Source organism: Gelatiniphilus marinus (genome assembly GCF_042684345.1).
GTDB classification, from domain to species: Bacteria; Bacteroidota; Bacteroidia; order Flavobacteriales; family Flavobacteriaceae; genus Gelatiniphilus; species Gelatiniphilus marinus.
In genome coordinates this window covers 263,347-281,695 of record NZ_JBHULK010000003.1, presented here as the reverse complement: position 1 = coordinate 281,695, position 18,349 = coordinate 263,347, and the positions used below count along the sequence as shown (strand labels likewise).

At 35.3% G+C, this 18,349-nt stretch carries 14 protein-coding genes; 4 read left to right on the top strand and 10 right to left on the bottom strand.

Going from position 1 to position 18,349, the window contains the following annotated elements:
* Nucleotides 1-41: 41 nt before the first annotated feature.
* The 4 genes from ureG (at nt 42) to ACFSQS_RS10050 (ending at nt 3,260) form a co-directional block, all read left to right on the top strand.
* A complete protein-coding gene (ureG, locus tag ACFSQS_RS10065) occupies nt 42-674 on the top strand; it encodes an urease accessory protein UreG (protein WP_388017925.1) in 633 nt (210 codons plus the stop codon).
* A gap of 86 nt (nt 675-760) precedes the next feature.
* Nucleotides 761-1,564 carry an urease accessory protein UreD gene (locus ACFSQS_RS10060; RefSeq protein WP_388017922.1) on the top strand — a complete coding sequence of 268 codons (804 nt, stop codon included), beginning with the start codon at nt 761-763 and terminating at the stop codon, nt 1,562-1,564.
* Between the two features lie 12 nt (nt 1,565-1,576).
* On the top strand, nt 1,577-2,278 hold the full coding sequence (locus tag ACFSQS_RS10055) for an urease accessory protein UreH domain-containing protein (protein ID WP_388017919.1): 702 nt from the start codon (nt 1,577-1,579) through the stop codon (nt 2,276-2,278).
* A gap of 94 nt (nt 2,279-2,372) precedes the next feature.
* Nucleotides 2,373-3,260: a hypothetical protein gene (locus ACFSQS_RS10050; RefSeq protein ID WP_388017916.1), complete on the top strand. Its 888-nt coding sequence runs from the start codon at nt 2,373-2,375 to the stop codon at nt 3,258-3,260.
* Nucleotides 3,261-3,321: 61 nt separating this feature from the next.
* Here ACFSQS_RS10050 and ACFSQS_RS10045 read toward each other — a convergent pair whose 3' ends face one another.
* The 10 genes from ACFSQS_RS10045 to ACFSQS_RS10000 all read right to left on the bottom strand — a co-directional run bounded on the left by ACFSQS_RS10045 (nt 3,322) and on the right by ACFSQS_RS10000 (nt 18,349).
* Complete coding sequence (locus ACFSQS_RS10045; RefSeq protein ID WP_388017913.1) at nt 3,322-6,276, bottom strand: response regulator; 2,955 nt, start codon at nt 6,274-6,276, stop codon at nt 3,322-3,324.
* Nucleotides 6,277-6,749: 473 nt separating this feature from the next.
* Nucleotides 6,750-8,336 (bottom strand): hypothetical protein, encoded by a 1,587-nt coding sequence (locus tag ACFSQS_RS10040; RefSeq protein WP_388017910.1) that lies wholly within the window; start codon nt 8,334-8,336, stop codon nt 6,750-6,752.
* Between the two features lie 18 nt (nt 8,337-8,354).
* The gene (locus tag ACFSQS_RS10035) at nt 8,355-9,002 is read right to left on the bottom strand and encodes a hypothetical protein (protein ID WP_388017907.1); all 648 of its coding nucleotides are present in this window, start codon (nt 9,000-9,002) and stop codon (nt 8,355-8,357) included.
* Nucleotides 9,003-9,882: 880 nt separating this feature from the next.
* Nucleotides 9,883-11,124, bottom strand: a complete 1,242-nt coding sequence (locus ACFSQS_RS10030; RefSeq protein ID WP_388017904.1) for a hypothetical protein — start codon at nt 11,122-11,124, stop codon at nt 9,883-9,885.
* Between the two features lie 80 nt (nt 11,125-11,204).
* The gene (locus tag ACFSQS_RS10025; RefSeq protein ID WP_388017901.1) at nt 11,205-12,539 is read right to left on the bottom strand and encodes an OFA family MFS transporter; all 1,335 of its coding nucleotides are present in this window, start codon (nt 12,537-12,539) and stop codon (nt 11,205-11,207) included.
* A 381-nt stretch (nt 12,540-12,920) separates the two neighbouring features.
* Nucleotides 12,921-14,342, bottom strand: a complete 1,422-nt coding sequence (locus ACFSQS_RS10020) for a sensor histidine kinase (protein ID WP_388017898.1) — start codon at nt 14,340-14,342, stop codon at nt 12,921-12,923.
* Nucleotides 14,343-14,840: 498 nt separating this feature from the next.
* A complete protein-coding gene (locus tag ACFSQS_RS10015) occupies nt 14,841-15,308 on the bottom strand; it encodes a hypothetical protein (RefSeq protein WP_388017895.1) in 468 nt (155 codons plus the stop codon).
* A gap of 50 nt (nt 15,309-15,358) precedes the next feature.
* Nucleotides 15,359-17,170, bottom strand: a complete 1,812-nt coding sequence (locus ACFSQS_RS10010) for a V-type ATP synthase subunit I (RefSeq protein ID WP_388017892.1) — start codon at nt 17,168-17,170, stop codon at nt 15,359-15,361.
* Nucleotides 17,167-17,778 carry a V-type ATP synthase subunit D gene (locus tag ACFSQS_RS10005; RefSeq protein ID WP_388017889.1) on the bottom strand — a complete coding sequence of 204 codons (612 nt, stop codon included), beginning with the start codon at nt 17,776-17,778 and terminating at the stop codon, nt 17,167-17,169. The genes ACFSQS_RS10010 and ACFSQS_RS10005 overlap by 4 nt, the downstream gene beginning before the upstream one ends.
* Nucleotides 17,768-18,349, bottom strand: a complete 582-nt coding sequence (locus ACFSQS_RS10000; protein ID WP_388017886.1) for a hypothetical protein — start codon at nt 18,347-18,349, stop codon at nt 17,768-17,770. The genes ACFSQS_RS10005 and ACFSQS_RS10000 overlap by 11 nt, the downstream gene beginning before the upstream one ends.

The following is an 18,349-nucleotide window of genomic DNA, read 5'->3' as shown; positions in this document are numbered from 1 at the left end:
GAAATAAACAAAAAAATAAAATTTTTTAATCACAATTAATTATGAGAAAATATGTAAAGATAGGGGTGTCTGGCCCTGTAGGAGCAGGTAAAACTGCATTGATAGAGATACTATCAAGAAAAATGGCGAAAGACTATTACATAACCGTTATAACCAATGACGTATATACCAGAGAAGATGAAAAGTTCTTACAAAAAAACAGCCTTTTAGATGCCGATAGAATTGTAGGCGTAGAAACCGGAGGATGCCCACACACCGCTATTAGGGAAGATGCCAGTATGAATTTGGAAGCCGTTGATGAATTGGCTGAAAGACACCCAGACATGGAACTTTTATTTGTAGAAAGTGGTGGTGATAACCTATCGGTTACCTTTAGCCCAGAATTGGTAGATCTAACTATTTTTGTTACCGATACCGCTGCCGGAGAAGACATACCAAGAAAAGGAGGCCCAGGCAACACCAGATCGGATTTATTGATAATAAACAAATTCGATTTAGCTCCTTATGTAGGCGTAAACTTAGATAGCATGAAAAAAGATGCTCTAAAAATGCGCAACGGCAAACCGTTTGTTTTCACCAATTTAAAAACTGGCGAAGGTGTCGATACCGTTATAGGGTGGATTAAAAAATATGCACTACTAGAAGATGTAAAAGAACCTGCTTTTGCAAAGTAAAAATTATAACCAGTTAAAGCCCAAGAAAATGTAGTAAAAACAACTGTGCATCTTACTACATTTTCTTTAACACAAAAAATAAACGAATGAAAAAAAACTTATGCGAATTAAAATTATCAACAGGTATTGTTGATGGATACCACCGCTTAATAGATAAATACACCACAGTACCTTTTGGACTATTGCGCTTTGACGTAAGAACTCCAAGCGATCCGTGGTTAAGATACATGATTCGTAGTAACTCCCCAGGTATGTTATCTGGAGATTTTTACGATATGCAAATAAACGTAGCCGACGATACCGCACTTGGACTAGAAACCCAAGCCTACCAAAGAATATACGAAATGGACGAAGGCGGGAAGGCATTTCAAGAGGTAAAAGTAAATGTTGGCGAAAACGGGTTGTTCCACTTTGTACCCCACCCAACGGTACCGCACAGAAACTCAGATTATTTTGCTAAAAACACAATTCATTTAAAAAGCTCCTCAAAATTGATTTGGGGCGAAGTCATAACTTGCGGAAGAAAATTATATGGCGAAACTTTTGTGTTCAAACGTTTCTTAACTCATACAGAAGTTTTTGTTGATAACGAACTTATCTTTAACGACAAACTGCTTTTTGAACCTGAAAAACTAGACGTTAATACCATGGGACAGCTTGAAGGCTATACCCATCAGGCTACATTATTTGCATATCAAAACGATTTAAGTGAAGATGAGATATACGAAAGCCTTCTGGAAAACGCAGAATTCGAGGAAGATATCGAGTTTGGTTTAAGTACCACCATAAAGGATGCGGTAGTAATAAGAATTGTTGGCAACAGCGGCGAACAGCTTTACAAAATCATTAAAAAGATTGAAGACCATATCCTTGCGGCCTCAATTGCATAACCAACATAGTTAATGGATGCTTTTCCGCTGTTTACCGGTATTAGTGCTGCAATATTACACGTTATTGCAGGACCAGACCATTTGGCGGCGGTAGCTCCATTTGCCATTGAAAGGGTAAAAAAGGCTTGGAAAGTAGGATTACTTTGGGGCATTGGGCATTTATCTGGCATGCTAATAATTGGCATGCTTTTTCTATTTTTTAAAGACCTAATACCCATTGAAAAAATATCTGTGCACAGCGAAAAATTTGTAGGTGTTATTTTGTTTTTATTAGGATTGTGGATACTTGTAAAAATTTTTAGAGCCAACAAAAAAGTGCATAAGCATTTACATGTGCATGCAGACGAAAATGTAATAATCCATAAACACGGGCACCAGCACGAAGGCAAAAAAAACCATGCCCACAGCCACACAAATATCAAGCAAAGCAATATTTCAACCCTTTTTATTGGTTTAGTACATGGTTTGGCGGGTATAGCTCATTTTTTATTGTTTTTACCTGTTCTGGGCTTTACTTCTAAAAGTGAGTCGATTTATTATATTGGTGGTTTTGCTATTGGAACTTTGTTAGCCATGAGCGCTTTTGCTTTTGTAATGGGGCAAATAGCATCGTTTTCTAAAAAAGACCATAACGATTCGTTCTTTAAAGGTATTCGCATTGCAAGTGCGTTATTTGCCATGTTATTTGGTGTGTATTGGATAATTGCCAATTAAAAAAACTACTCTCAAAAGACAATATCCTCGATATTTTTATCTTAATTTGATAAGATTTAATATTGGGGATTTTTTATTTAAAACCTTAAAAAAAATGACAACATCTATATTCAAAACCAGCGGTAAGATTTTTGACATACTAAAAAAGGCTTACGAAAATAAGTTGGGCAACAAAATAATAAGCTCTTCATTGGTTGCCTTATTTATTGTAACCTCTATACTTAGTTTTTTGGTACAAAAAGGCTACATCTATCTAGGCAGCTCGAATGTGTACTTTCAAAATCCGTTTTTTGCCATAGAGGTTGCCTTTATAGCTTTATTGACTTTTGAGCTTTTTAGCTTAATTTTTGTATTGCCCAAATCGGTATCGAGATCGGTAGGCAAACAGTTGGAATTACTTTCGTTAATATTTATTAGAGGGGCTTTCAAAGAGTTTAGCCATATTAAAAACTTTACCCTGAATTACGATCTTGTATGGCGCGATTTACCCGAACCTGTAATTAATATGATATTTTATGCTATGGGCTCGTTAGCTATTTTCACACTTTTAGGTTTTACCAATAAACTGCGTAAGCACAAACCCTTAACCCATATAGAAGCTGATACCAATAGTTTTATTTTAGCAAAAAAACTATTGGCATTAGTTTTAATAGTTGCTTTTACAATAATTATAATTTCAGATGTAAGTACGCTTTTTGCAACGGGATATTATTTGCCTTCGTTCCATACGTTTTATACCATGATAATTTTTAGCGATATTTTAATTGTACTAATAGCATTAAGATATACCATGGATTATTATAAAATATTCCGCTACTCATCTTTTGTTGTAGCCACAATATTTATACGGCTCGCACTATCTGTAAAACCGTATTATGATGTTTTAATAGGTGTTTTTGCAACTGTATTTGTATTTTTAATAACACTAACCTACAACTACTTTTTAAAAGATGAGCCTCCTAGTACTAATGTAGAAAATTAAGCCTTAAAATTATAAATATGAAGCTCTGATAATTTGAAATATCATGCAATAAAGCCTTCTGTTAAAAGGCGTAATCAGACGGGGAACAACCAAAATATTGCTTAAAGCAGGTTGAGAAATATGCGGGTTGATTAAACCCAACCGTGTATGCGATTTCTGAAATGTTTACACCGCCATCTTTTAGGAGTTTGGCTGCAAGTTTAAGCCGTTGTATCCTGATAAATTCTGTGGTTGAAAATCCGGTAAGGGCTTTTAGTTTTCGGTGTAAATGCATTCGACTTAACCCAATCTGGTCGGAAAACACTTGTGCTCCAAAATTTGGATCCGTTAGTTGGTCGTCAAGCAGGCTCTGAATTCTATTGAGTAACTTGGAGTCAATCGGTGTGAGTTCCATGTCTTGAGGTTTAAGAAAGACTTGCTGGCTAAATTTATCCTGAATAGTGGCTCTAGATGCTATCAGCTTTTCAATAATCACTCTTAGTTTTTCTTCCTTAAAAGGTTTTATCATATAAGCATCGGCACCAGTTTTAAGCCCAAGTAATTCATCTTCTTCTGCCGATTTTGCCGTTAGCAGCACTATAGGAATATGGGAGGTTCGCTCATCAGCTTTTAAGGTATTACTTAAGTAAATTCCGTCTTTAACAGGCATCATAATATCAGAGATAATTAAATCTGGAATGGTCTCAAGCGCCTTATCTATTCCTTCTTTTCCATTTTTAGCTTGTAGAATACGATAATCATTTTTTAGTAATGATTTTATAAAAAGTCTAATTTCTTCGTTGTCATCAACAATTAATAATAGCGGAAGGGATTCGCCTGTTGTGTGTGCTATATCCTCGGGTTCTAGTATGAGTTCCGTATTAAGTTCTGTTTCTGTTTTTTCCAATAGATTAGTTGTCAAGATGAAGTCTTCCTTTGCAAAGACATCCTTCGAAATAGGCAAGGTTACCCTAAATCTCACAGTTCCTGAGCTGGGCTTATCTGCTTTAACTTTTCCATGGGATAGAAGGGACAATTCTTTTACCAAAGACAATCCAATACCAAATCCTTCGTTTACCGAGTTATTTTGATAGAAACGATCGAACAGTGTGGGGAGCTCTTTTTCGGTTAAGCTCGAGTTTTCGTTGGTAACACTGATGCAAACCTTGGCGTTTACCATTTCTGCTCTAAAATCAATGTGCCCGTTTTGCTCACTATATTTAAGTGCATTGGAAAGGAGGTTGCTCACAATTTTTTCTATTAGATCACGATCAAACCAGGCTTCTTCAGCAACATTAATGGCACTGTTAAAAGTCAAGCCTTTTCGGGTAGATTGATAGCTAAAGGGCTCTACAAGATGTTCAAGAAACAAATTCAAATTTCCTTTGGATATTTTTAGTTTTCTTCGTCCAGCCTCGATTTTAGACAAATCTAATAGTTGATTTACAAGATTTAATAGTCTATTGGCATTCCTGTCTATTAAATTTAGGTCGGTTTTATCTTCGGGAGTCAATCCCTTTTTAGAAAGTTGGTGTGCAACGGGACCAGAAATAAGGGTGAGTGGGGTACGGAATTCATGAGAGATATTGGCGAAAAACCTGGATTTAGCAGACTCTAACTGTCGCAGTTTGCCGTTGGTTTTTTGTTTGTTTCTAAAAAGGATATAAAGTGCAATTAGAGCAATGCCCAAAATTAGAATGCCCACAATAAAAAGCGTTTTCTCATTTTCGGATTTTTGCTTTTTCAATTCGGCTTGTGAGGTTAGCAGCTGTATTTCTTGTTCTTTTTTTTCTGTTTGATATTTTTTTTCAAGTTCTTCTACCACCAAACGGTTTTGATACCTTTTAATACTATCTTCTATAACCACTTTTTTTTCATAGGTTTTAACAGCCGATTCAAAATCATTCAATGCGGTATATGCTTTTATCAAACCTTTGTGTGCTGCTAAAGCATTCAGCCCTTCTGCTTTATCATTCTCAAGACCACTAGTAATTTGAATTGTTTTTTTATAATGAGCGATGGCCTTTGTATATTCTTCCTTAGCATTATAAAGATTACCGAGAGCGGTATTATTGGAGGCTAAAAGAGTAATTTTCTTAGAACTCTGGGCAAAACTATTACTCTTTAAAAGATATTTTTCAGCTTCTTCAATATTTTCTTTTAAATAGCAATTGCCTAATCTCATATAAATTTCTGCAAGCATGCTAGCATCTTTATAGGCCTCGTAAAAATCTTTAGCTTTTATTAAATATTGTATGGCCGTTTTGCAATTGCCTTGAATTGCATAATGAACGCCTAAAGCCATTTTTCCGAAGTGCACACCTTCTCGATGCCCTAGTTTATGGTAAATATTAATACTCTTTTTTAGATATCGAATTGCAAGCGAATCTTTTAGTTCGGTGTATATGAACCCAATGTTTGAGTATGCTGCAGCCAAAGATTTATCTAGACTATTATGAGTTGTGTAAATAGAATCTGTTTTTAGATAATAAGATAATGCTTCAGGATATTGTGTGAATTGAAAACTCCGATTACCAAGTGCCACATATATAGAGGATAGCAGCCGCCAGTCGTCTGTGTCTTTTGCATTTGCTAAAGCCTTATTGATGAATTTTAGCGATAAGGAATCTTTTCTCCAAATATCATAGATAATCGATATTTTTTTATAATTATCAGCCATAAAGGCTTTATTGCCTAGCGTTTCAGCTATATTAGCTGCTGTTTCTATATGGAGTAGTGCACTATCAAGATTGCCTTTGGCAAAATAGTATCTACCACTCTGGGAGTTATAAAAATAATTACCTTTAGTATAAGAATACTGCTTTGAAATTTGTCCGATTTTTTTACGGTAACGATCTGCTGAATCTAAAGATGTGTATAAATACGACTCGAAAAGCGCCTTTGAAATACTTACGGTTTTGGCTACGTCCTTTTCATCATTAAGAAGCCGCTTCAACGAATCTATTTGCGAAGTTTCTTGGCTAAAAGCGAAGTAAGGTACTAATAAACTTAAAAAAAGATAAAGTCGATTTTTCATATTAGATAAATCTTACTTAAGTAAGATACAAAATTTTCACTTTTAAAAAGCATGATAAGTAACTTGTGTTTTGAATCTTGTTTACACTGGGCTATTGAAAATCTCTTAACCATCAAGATCTTTAATGGCTACTATTGAGTGAATTCATTCTTTTGCAGCGTGACTAAAAATGTTCCCAAGACAAGCCGTATAAATTTTTAACTATTCCAGATTTTCTAAGCTTGTGTTTTATCAAACTCAAATGAGTTTTTATTTATTGAATTCGACATCGGAACAAAGGACGTAAGACTCTCGATTGATGAAAATTCGATTCATCGATTAATCCCAAATAATAAACTATTATCACAAGTATTTTAATCTTGTGTTCTAAGTCATAAAATCCTAAGTCCTGTGTCCTGCATATCGAAATTTAGTTTCCAAAATATTCGTGGTAGAACCATAAATGTTTTTGTAGTTGTCTTGTGTTCTTGAGCTTATCGTTTTGCAACGAAGGTTTTTTTCTTATCTGTAAATCTGTGTAATACATTGTGTTTAGTACCTTTCTTATAATAGTCTCCAACAGCTTTTCCTCCTTTACATGCTTCAATATGTATAGCGTTCAAGTTCCAATTGTCTCCACCTGTTCCTCCCTTAAACGTGGTTTGGAGTACTACTTTAGAGATCTCAGAAATATTGACGATGTTGGTATTAAGGGTAATATCAACCGAGTTTACACTTTTATCTTGCCAGCGCGTTCCTTTATTTACATTCTTTATAACCTGTTGTTTCCCGTTCTTATAATGAATCACAATATTTAGGTTGTCGTTGCCACCCCTTAAATCATCATCGCCGGTACGTATCCAAAATCGTAATTTATCGATTTTCTTTCTGCTTAAAGGGATTCGTTTACTGGCATTTCCAGCTGTTCTGTGATTGGCTGGCTTACGAGTTAGTATGGGTGGATTGGCATTTATAAGAGCCTTATAACTTTTGTCTTTTCCTGTAAAACGCTTTAAAGGTGCTCCTCGTTTGTCGTATATCTGTTTGTTCACAAGGTGTCCTCTGGCATTGATTCGTAAGGCATTTAAATTAAAATTGTCATTTCCCGATACGGTATTTAACTGAACTGATTTTATTCTATTCAAAGCTACGGGAGATTTTAGCGGAATGGTGATATACTGCGAATAGTTGTCTATCCATTTATTTCCCTTGTTAATGTTATATACCCTTTGTGTAGCGGCACCATGATAGTTAATGCTAAGGTTTAAGTTATCATTACCTCCGCGCAAATCATCTTTTCCAACAGCAAATTCAAATACAAGCTCATGTATTTTTTTGTCCTTTGGATAATCTCGAAGTGAGATGCGCACTGGTGTTTTAACGCTATAGTTTTTATCCACAAAATAGGTTCGCCATCTTTTTTTTGGATTTTCCAGGTAGTAAAATGTCTCTTCCTTAAAGTTTGGAACCATGGTTTTTGTTTTTCCATTAAAATTGGGGTCGTAAACATAAATTCTCATTTTACGTTTATAATTCCCATTGGAAATATCTTGCGGTGTACCAAAGTCGTAACCAATTGCCAATACTTGATGGTTGCCTGGATCGGAATCTTTTTCGCCCACACTTTGCATTCCCAAGGGGACTGGAACGCCCCGATCTATGTAAGCTCGTAATTCGTTTATTCTGCTCCCGGTCTTGTTTTCTATTCCCCAGTTGAAGAACTCACTATTGCGAACTCCATCTGGGTTAAAACCAATCTCGCCCCACTTATCGAGGTTTGAAGTCAGCGAAGTTACTTGGCGGTCATACAAATATTGCTGTAAGGGACTGCCCTCGGTAGGTCTATAGGCCGTTTTAGGTATCGATCTTCCGCGTGTGTTGTAATAATCCAAGGCTGAATATACCATGCCTCCGCATAAGCCTCCTGTCCTCCAGTCTAGGGCGTCTATAAAAATGTTCTTGAAGGTATTATCAAACTTGAAACCATGTTGTTTTGGCTCAAAAGCGGTCATTTTTTTAGTTTGTCCTATACCTTGGAATCCCCATAGTATTAATGTGCCTAATAAAATTAAATTTTTCATCTGATTTGCGTTTAGTTATTAATCTGGAATATTATAAAATGCTTTTACAGCTTCGTAGTTGCTATAATCCAATGGCGATTTTTCGTTGGCCTTGTTCGAAGATGATTTTCCGCCAGCGTTTATATTTCCAGGGATTATAACATAACGAAGTCTATTGTAAGTAATCCCGTCATACTGTCCATAAGTATCCCGTATTTCAAAATCTCGATCGTACCTTCTGATGGTTATCCATACATCGCCAGAGCCGCCTCTAATATTCATGGACCTAGAAATAATTAATGCCCCAGTACTTGTGCTATATGTATTCCATGGCACTAGAAAAGTAGAACCGTTATTGGTAATCCAATAAAATAAAATAACGCCATCATCATAATTCTTACCAAACTCTGGGTTTTTAACAACCATTCGCTTAGCTCTTGGTGTATCAAACTCATTCCACACCGGATAGAACCAATCGGAATAAATAACATTGGCATTTCCATCTTGCCCATCTGTTCCGTCGGCTCCATCTTGTCCGTCTGTTCCATCTTCTCCATCCACTCCATCTATTCCATCTTTTCCTGGTTCGCCTTGTGGACCAACGGCTCCATCCTCGGCTGAGCATCCTGCTAATCCAATTAATAAAACGAATAATAATAGTTTTGAAATTCCTTTTAATTTTTTCATGATAGTTGATTTAGTATTAATAAATTATAAATGTTTGGATATTTCTGAACTATTGAATAGTTCCTATAAAGCGATAAAGTATCCAAATAACAAGACAAAAGTAGTTTGGGTTGCCTAGGCTTCAATTTTGATATGTAACATAGACTTTTGTATATGTAACATATAGCTGCTATTTATAGAAAAGAGAATAAAGCAGGATTGAAAATATTGTTGGAGATAAATTCTGCTACTTTTGATAAATGCATCAATTGGACTTGATTTTGAAATCCATATAATTTACAATATGGCATCATCTTGCATTTGTGTTGGTAGAATTTCTATTAAAATAATTGATATTTTACCCTTAGGTATTTATAAAAGGGGGTCGATGTTTAAATATTCAATCTGAGTTCCTGTATCGAGTGCTCTACAACAGGTTGGTAACATTGCAAAGCAAGTCTGTTTAGCCATGGTTTTCTTTCTCCAAACCTTATGTTTGTTGAAGTGTTCTGTTGTTTCTTTCTTGGCTTCCACAGTAATTAAGTTTTGCATTATAAAAGTACAAATCAAAAAAAAAATTATCTGGGGCATGATCAGATTCTATAGTGTTAACTTATAAATCATCTTTAACGTGTGTTTCGGGATTCAGAAAAAAAAGAATAGAAAAAGCCCTATAGGTTTAGGGTTTATAACCTAATACCTGGGTTGATTGCTTATGCTTTTTTATACTATTGAGCCCAACGTCAATATTGGTAGATTACAAAGAATTGGATATGTTTTATAAGAACTCACGTTAAATTATGCAACCCATTGTTACATTTACCATGACGTTTTTAAAAAAAAAAGAGGCTATCTTTTCAGACAGCCTCCTTGTTATAATGATTTATTTTCTGTTTATTTTCTAGAAGAAAAATGTTGCAGAGAAAGCACTTCTAAAGTTGCCCACTTCATCAATACCTGTTGTGATAAGATCACCACCATTGGCATCAATTCCACTTGCATATTGAGCAGTTGTATAACCTAGCTCAACACCTAGTCTAACTTTACCAACTGTATAATCTAAACGTGGAGAAATTCTATAAGAATTCTCAACACCAGAACTTGTTATAACAGAAACGTTATCTTCTCCAAATCCACCATCTTTAGTGTATCCAGCAAACAGACCCCAAGCTAATTCGTTATTGAATTTACCACTAAATTCTGTCCAAGCAGATAATACTTTACTATCTAAAAGATCTCCGTTAGCTTCTCTTCCATAACCACCAAACATTAGTTGCTCTGTAGTGTTACCACCGTACTGACCGTAAACTTTCCAAGTTACGCTTTCAGATAATTGAGCTTTGGCATAAGCCATAAAAGATAAACTGGTAATGTTATCATTTTCAGCTAACTGCCCATTTAGCCTGTCGTTTAAATCAACCGTTTTAAGAGTTGTTCCAAAACCACCTACAAAATTGTCATCACTACCAAATTGTAATTGGGCGTGTAACGTAGGTATACCAGCAAATCTAACAGCAGCTCCGCCATAACCATCGTCTCTACCACTAGCTGTAGTAAAATCTCTTTCAGTTAACAATGCAGCAGTAAAACGTACATTACCTTTCGTACTAAAACGAATCTGAGGAGAACGATTAAACGGCTGGTAAGGAACACCTGCATTAAAAGCGTGCGTACCTGGAGATACATTGGTTACAAAAGTTGGATGCCAGTACTGACCAAATAACCACTCTACCTTATCGTTAGATAATGTAAAGAAAGCATGCCTTAATCCAAGGCTGTTAATGTCTGCACCATTTGCACCAAAAAAGTGAGCTTCAATAACACCTGCTGTTTTCATTCCTAAAAAATCAGGCCCTGTAAAACTCGCTTTTAAACGAGACTCAATGGCAAAACTGTTGTATCCAAATTCTGCATTACGGTCATCGCCATTAGCATCAAGATCTTCACCTAAAGGAATTACTATGTACTGACCTTCTCTGGTGTCATTAAGTCTACGGGTGTCTAAGATATAATCACCTTTAACGTAACCATTCCATTTAACAGTAAAATCCTTTTCCTTTTCAGTTGCTTCTTGAGCTTCAACTGTGCTGAACGTTGCTAATGATACAGCTAGTACCATTAGCATTAAAAAACCTTTTTTCATAATTTAAAATTTGAGTATAATAATTTGTTTTTATTTTATTTTTTTGATAAATTATTTTCTAAGTAAAATAATTTTATTGTTTAATCTACTATTTGTTCAGGCTTAAATTTAGGTTGTTTTAACATTGTTACAATGATTGCTGAAACAACAATTAAAGCAACGGCTATCAAGAAAGCATTTTTATATAAATCAGCTCCTTCTAATCCAGCCTTAAGCCCTTCGTTTTTAACATATTGAGCAATTGTTGGGCCTATAATTAAAGATAATCCCCAACCGTAATATACTAAACCATAGTTTGCACCGTAGTTCTTTAATCCAAAGTAATCTGCTACAATTGTAGGCGTTACAGATAATGTTGAACCGTAAGTAACACAAGCTAAAGTAATACCTATTACAACCAATGTTGGTGTGTTGTACACATAAGCAAAACCTAACATGTTTAAGGCAGCAATGGCGTGCATTAACCAATATGTTTGTTTTCTACCTATTTTATCTGAAATAATACCACCAGAAGCTCTACCAATTGAGTTGGTAACCGAAGTTAAAGGTACCATAAGTCCTAATATGCCAAGGATTGTAGCTGCATATATTCCTGTTTCACCACCATCTGGTACAACTCGCATTAAATCTGTAGCATTCGAAATTACTAAAGCTCCTGCAGAACACATAAATGCATAAATTACTAAAAGCATCCAAGCCTGTGGCGTTCTAGCTGTAGTTGCTAAAGACACAGATGGAGATTTTGCTGCTACTTTCGATTTGCTTGGGTCGTATCCTTCTGGAGTTGGAGGCACATATCCTTTTGGTGGATCAATTACATTCATTGCGCAAGGAATACCTATTACCAATATCAATCCTCCTAAAATCATCAAAGTTGTTTCTAAAGAAAGTCCTAAGCTCTCTAATAAATATACTTCTACAAACCCTAACCATAAGGCACCTAAACCAAAGCCTGCTACTACCAAACCATTAATAAGTCCTTTTTTAGAAGGGTGAAACCATTTCATTGCGGCTGGACGAGGACAATCATATACAAAAGCTAAACCTGCACCTAAAACTACACCAAACGTAATGTAAAAAAGTATTGGTATATGCACAATTAAACCTGAAACAATTGTGCTTAAACCAACCATAGAGATTCCTAAAATCATTACTTTTTTAGGTCCTATTTTATCTTGTAATCTTCCTGCAAAAATTAGGAAAATGGCAAATACCGCACCACCAATAGAGTATGGCATATTTAATTGGGAAACGTCCCATGCAGAATATAATCGCTCTCCTGTGGCAGGATCAAGGGTATATTCAATTGCGTCTTTTAAATTACTCCAAGTGTAAAGAATACCTACACTCAGGTTAGAAAGAAATCCAGCCAATAATACCTTCCGGCCTTTTCTTTTTGCTTCTAATGCATCCATAAATTTTTGTTTAAAATTAGTTAATGTTATGTTTTTAAGCGTTTAAATTATTTTATGAATAGTTTTTACTAATATAATTGGCTATAGTGTTTTAGTGTTAAAACTATTATAAAATGATATTAATTTTGCGCAAAGAAACGGAAAAAAAAGAACACTTTTAAAACAAAGTAATAAACGATGCGTTTATTGGCAAAAGTGCAGATGTATTGTTGGAATTAAAAACCAACCAAACATACAAAAGACTCATTAAAAACCTTTTACAATAAACCAAGGGATTTTAAAGAAACAAAATGCTCCATGTTTTTTTTTAAACCTAGAGAATAAACAATTAGGGCTATAGAAAACAAAACATAAATTACTTATTGGCAAACTATTAAACAATTATGCAATTGGTATGGTAAAGATAAAGGTAGATCCTTTTCCCAACTCACTTTCAACCCAAATTTTGCCATTGTGCTTATCTATAAAATCTTTTACAAGTATAAGCCCGAGACCGGTACCTTTTTCTCCATAAGTGCCCAAGGTTTTCTGCGAATATTTTAATTTAAACAACCTATCAACGTTTTCTTGGGAAATTCCTACACCATTATCGCTAACAGAAACTTTTACCGTGTCATCCTCAATAATGCAACTAACTTTAATGGTTCCGTTTTCATGGCTGTATTTTATAGCATTTGAAATTAAGTTTCTAAGTACGGTTCTAATCATGTTCCTATCTACAAAAACCATAAAACATGTATGGGAGACCGCAGTTATAATTTCAATGTTTTTCTGTCTGGATTGAATAGTCGATATATTTAAAACCTGGTCTAAAATCTTATTTAGGCTAACATATTCCCTGTTAAACTTTATCCTGCCGCTTTGCATTTGGGCCCATTCCAATAAGTTTTGCAATAACTCGAAGGTGTTCTCTGAAGCTTTTTTTATAATGTTAACCGTGTCCAGCAATTCTTTGTTTTTACTTGCCTTTACTTCATCGAACATAAGGTTGCTAAACCCAATAAGCGAGTTAAAAGGCCCTTTTAGATCGTGCGCTATTATTGAAAAGAAAAGGTCTTTAGATGTATTTAGATCTCTTAATTCTTTGGTTTTCTTTTCTACGGAATCCTGCAGTTGGTTAATGGTGTCTTTTTTTAGATTTAGCGTATCGTAAATTATAAGCAAAATACCTATCAGCAAAAAGAAAAATATTATAGATACCAAAATTATCTTGCCGCTTATTTTGGCGTTTAGGGCATTTATGTTTTTATTGGTTCTTGTTTCCAACCATTCGTAGGCTTTGTTCAAATCTTCCATGATTAGTATAACCTGCTTATGGTAATGCTCAGAATTTACCATGTTTATGGCTTTTTTCTGGTTTTCTTGTTCATCAATTATTTTATCGCCATGTTGCCCATCAAGAGTTGTAAAAGCTTCAATTTCAATTCGGGTTAGTGCAAGAGAATTGTTAAGCGCCCGCATAATTGCTTCTTCTTCCTTGGGATCGAAATCAGATTCCTTAATTAGCTCACGAGCTGATTTTTTTATAGATTTTGCAAATGGTGGCTGTTTGTCTTTTGTGGTTAATACGTTCCAATAAACCCTGTTAAAATAATGAGGGCGCGGAGACTGCCCCTTATTTATATTTAAAACTTCAAAAAATTGGTTTCTGTAAAGAGTGTCTTTGGTGTTTGTGTACAACCTAGCCAATCGGGTAAGGTTTTCTGAACTTTGCCGGATTTCGTTTATAATTTTTTCAGATTTAAACTTATTGTCTATTATCTGGGTATAAGTATTTTGCTCTTTGTAAATCTCGTAGAACAAAAAAATAACAATAAAAATCAAAATAGATAAACTGACTATCTTAACTGTTAACGATATATATCTATCATTGAGAAAAACACTTTTTACAAGCCTCATAAAGTTAAAACTAATTCAAGTAAATTTGTAAGATCACCCTACGTAAAAATAACCGTGCAATTTACATAATCCTTTTATAAAAACCCGCCCCTTGCAAGGAAAATCGGTTATTATTAAAATTTGGCTTTTTTAAGGCTTAAAGAAATTAAAATTAAAACCGGTGTTTACACAATTAAAACGAGCCTTAAGCTTTTTATTTTAGTATAGAATATATGCTACAAAATACGGAAAGCGGCAGGCGTAGCGCATTGGTTTGCTGCATCTTGGAAATTGGCTAAAAAAGCACCTTTATTTTTTGTTGGATACATAGAGAATCAGATACTAAACTTAGCAAAAAACAGTATCACAGTGGCTTAGGCACATAAAACACCATGTACACCCAATAAGCCAACAAGTTTTCTTTTATACCGTTGGCAATCCTGTCATTGTAAAAATCATTACAAATAAAGCAACGGTTTCTACCACGCCAATAATCATTATATATTTTGCGGTATCATTAGCTCCTGCTGCTATGGCATCACAAGCTCTGGCACCTGTCTTTCCTTGAAAAGCTGCCGATGCAGCCATGGCTGCACCAGCAGCCAGCCCAATAATAATTTGCCACACATATGATTCTGGACTAAGATTAGCATCTGCTATGGCGTTTTTAAGTATCATTCCGTAGATAACTTGAGATAAAGGCGCGCCAACAAATATTAATAGCGCCGTGGCTGCTTTTTGGCCACTGGTTATCATTTTTTTCCAAGCGCCAATTGCTGCCATACCAGCAATACCGGTACCAATTGCAGAACCCACAGCGGCTATACTTAAAGACAGCCCCATATCACCTAAACCCTGTACTGATGTTTCAATAAATGCTAATATTCCCATAATGTATCGTTTTTGTGTTTTCTAAATATTTGTTTTTATGTTGCTTAAAATTATTTTTCAGAACGTTTTAGTTTAAAAGGTTTGTAGGCTTCACCAGAGAATTCCACTCCTAAATGGCCTGCAAACTCCAACATGTTTAAACGTATGCCATGAACCAAAACCGCCATTAATGCCAATGCAATGTTTAAAGTGTGCCCTAAAAGCAGTGCAATTGCTGCCATTGCCAAATCTAAAATACCCAATCCTGCAACGCCGTCTGGTAATGCCATATTGTTAAAACTAGAAGCTACGGCTGCGGTTGCCATTCCTACGGCAAATAAGCGAACATAGGATACAATATCTGAAAAACCGCTAATTAAGCTCAAGGGCAAATTGCCAATGGAAGCGCCCATACTTTTTAAAAAATTTGTGCTTTCTTTAGAAAATAAAATAACCAATGTAGCACCTACTACAAACAGCCAGATGTACCAACTTGGTGCCGGATTGCCCAAAACCAATTCTTCTGTGATAATAAATAAGCCCCAAACCAACAGTATCCAACCTATTTCGCTTAGCACCTTAATTGAATTAATAAATTGAACTACACGAATACCGTGGGCTACCGTTAAATGAATGGCACCTATTAAAAAGGATAAGTGCATCATGAAATTAATATTATCTACACCAAAACTGGCAATATTAGGAATAACCAAATCTTTTAAAAATGGTAGTTGTGCAATTTCTTTGGCTCCAAAATAGGTGCCACTTAATACGCCCCAAATTATTGTAGAGGTACTAAGCACTATAATAAGCGCATAGAGCTGCTTTGTCATTTTTTTTCTGAAAACAAAGGTAAAAATCAAAAAGATAAGTCCGTAACCGGCATCGCCAACTAACATGGCAAAAAACAATGCAAATGCGATTAAAAAGTAAATGGAAACATCTATTTCTTTATAACCCGGTACAATATCTATAAATTTCATCATAGGATTTATAATACTAATCCATTTTGGGTTTTTTATATAAACCGGAACCTCATCTGCATTTTTAGGCTCGGTAACAGAATAGCCCCAATGTTGCTTTTTTGCCACTAAGGCTAAGTTATTTAAAGCCTCTACGGGCAAGTACCCTTTAAGGTATTTTACCTTGCCCTCGATATCGCCCATGCCTTTATATACGGTTTCAGAATTAAAACGATCTTCTAGGGTCTCTAAATACGATTTTAAAACTGCTTGATGTTGCTTTTGCTCGGTTAAAAACACTTCTATTTGCGATAACTGCCGTTCTTTTCGTTTTATGTTTTCTTCTATTAATTGTAAAGATAAGCTTGGAAAAACCTCTTGCTTAAATACTAATTTATCGGCATGGTTTTGCGAAAACAAGGCTACAGGGATTTTACCTTCTTTCTCTGGAAACACCACAACGGTTTTATCTTTAGGCACAAGCTTTAACAGTGCTTTTTCAATTAGATACAAGCTTACGGAAACACCTTTATCTTGCAAATAATTGAGGTCTTTTAAATTTAGGGTTCTGCCCCAAATAGTATAAAATTGTTGTTGTTTATATAAGTCGTCTAGTGTGTTTTTTAGGCTTTGTTCAATCTCTAAAGACTTTAATACCCTAGCAGTAATACGCTTTGGGTCTTTGCAATTTGGGTTGGCGGGTTTATCTGCGGTTTCGGTTTTTGGCGGTTTATGGTTTTTTAGTAAGGCAAGGGCTTTTTCAGCATATTCAATATCGGCCAAACAACGCTCTAAAACAGCACCCGTTGGTTTGCTTACCTGTTTAACATCTATAACACCAAGCTTACCAAGCTTTTCTATGGTGAAATCGACGGTTTTGGCACTGGTAAATAGCAGTATTTCCTTCATCCTTACAATCATACCACTTCGTTTTTTAGTTGTTTTTTCTTTTTTACCAATTTGGCACAACCAATGGCGAGACGCTCGACATCGCCCAAGTAGATTTCAATTTTACGGATATTGTTTTGGGTTTCTGGGATAAAAACTTCTTTTAGTGCGTTTTTCATTCGGCGTGCCTCGGCTAATTCTTCGCGAACGCTTTCTAAATTTTTCCACTCTAAAGTCAACATTTCTTGGTTTGTCTTTTGGTCTTCAATAACCTGAATGGCAGCATCTACCCAAAGAGGAGTTAAAAGGTAATCAATATCTTGTTCTTTAAAACTAATGGTTTCAAACTGCTCTATAACTACACCTGCAACCTCTCGTGTTTTGGTTTTAAAATCTGATACAGTAACTAAACTAGTTAAATCAATGGTTTCTTCAGCCATTACGGCTGCCCAAGATTTTACTTCGTTATTGGTTTGCTCAATAGCTTTTTTTAATCGTGTTACAGTATTTTCTATAGAGCGAATCACTTTTTTAAGCTGCTGCTCTTTCATCTCGAACACCGGCAAAGCGGTTTTGTAACCCTTAAGCTCATGCTTTAGGGCCGCCAATGTGTTTTTATTCATTAAAATTTTATCTGCCATAAACCTCTGTTTTTAAGGTTTGTTGAAAGGCTTCAAATCCAACCGATTCATTAAAGCTCCACCAGCGCAAAAGCACTTGCAGTTTTAATTTATATAGGATTAATGCTGAAATATTTGCATAATGACCAACAGATAACATGTCTAGTTTTTGCCATTGTAATTTAAGCAATTGCAACTCTGCATCTAAAGGATTATTGGGTAAATCACCAATTAATTTATAGCTATTTTTTCCGATGGCTTCATCTGATTTTCTGGCAATTCTAAATGTTTTTAGTTCTTGTTTTAGTTGATTAATAAAGATTGAAAATTCTGAAACCACCTTGTTTTTATGATTCTGAAAACAGCTTTGATGAATGGCATTTAATTGAATCTGCTTGAAGTCGCGACATTGTTTTTCAGACAGGTATTTTTCTGCTTCTTCATGTAGCAGATCAACTAAATGGGTTGGCGCATCTGTAAGTAATGCGTATTTTTTGAATAGTGAAGTTACCTCGTGCTGTATGGCTTCCGAATTACTGAAGGTTAAATTCGGGAGACTAGCCATTACATATTCAAGGTTTCCTGCAAGCAT

What these genes read in the sequence shown, in the direction of transcription:
- ureG (WP_388017925.1), top strand. Translation starts at nt 42, where the DNA reads ATGAGAAAATATGTAAAGATAGGGGTGTCTGGCCCTGTAGGAGCAGGT.
- ACFSQS_RS10060 (WP_388017922.1), top strand. Translation starts at nt 761, where the DNA reads ATGAAAAAAAACTTATGCGAATTAAAATTATCAACAGGTATTGTTGAT.
- ACFSQS_RS10055 (WP_388017919.1), top strand. Translation starts at nt 1,577, where the DNA reads ATGGATGCTTTTCCGCTGTTTACCGGTATTAGTGCTGCAATATTACAC.
- ACFSQS_RS10050 (WP_388017916.1), top strand. Translation starts at nt 2,373, where the DNA reads ATGACAACATCTATATTCAAAACCAGCGGTAAGATTTTTGACATACTA.
- ACFSQS_RS10045 (WP_388017913.1), bottom strand. Translation starts at nt 6,276, where the DNA reads ATGAAAAATCGACTTTATCTTTTTTTAAGTTTATTAGTACCTTACTTC.
- ACFSQS_RS10040 (WP_388017910.1), bottom strand. Translation starts at nt 8,336, where the DNA reads ATGAAAAATTTAATTTTATTAGGCACATTAATACTATGGGGATTCCAA.
- ACFSQS_RS10035 (WP_388017907.1), bottom strand. Translation starts at nt 9,002, where the DNA reads ATGAAAAAATTAAAAGGAATTTCAAAACTATTATTATTCGTTTTATTA.
- ACFSQS_RS10030 (WP_388017904.1), bottom strand. Translation starts at nt 11,124, where the DNA reads ATGAAAAAAGGTTTTTTAATGCTAATGGTACTAGCTGTATCATTAGCA.
- ACFSQS_RS10025 (WP_388017901.1), bottom strand. Translation starts at nt 12,539, where the DNA reads ATGGATGCATTAGAAGCAAAAAGAAAAGGCCGGAAGGTATTATTGGCT.
- ACFSQS_RS10015 (WP_388017895.1), bottom strand. Translation starts at nt 15,308, where the DNA reads ATGGGAATATTAGCATTTATTGAAACATCAGTACAGGGTTTAGGTGAT.
- ACFSQS_RS10010 (WP_388017892.1), bottom strand. Translation starts at nt 17,170, where the DNA reads ATGATTGTAAGGATGAAGGAAATACTGCTATTTACCAGTGCCAAAACC.
- ACFSQS_RS10005 (WP_388017889.1), bottom strand. Translation starts at nt 17,778, where the DNA reads ATGGCAGATAAAATTTTAATGAATAAAAACACATTGGCGGCCCTAAAG.
- ACFSQS_RS10000 (WP_388017886.1), bottom strand. Translation starts at nt 18,349, where the DNA reads ATGCTTGCAGGAAACCTTGAATATGTAATGGCTAGTCTCCCGAATTTA.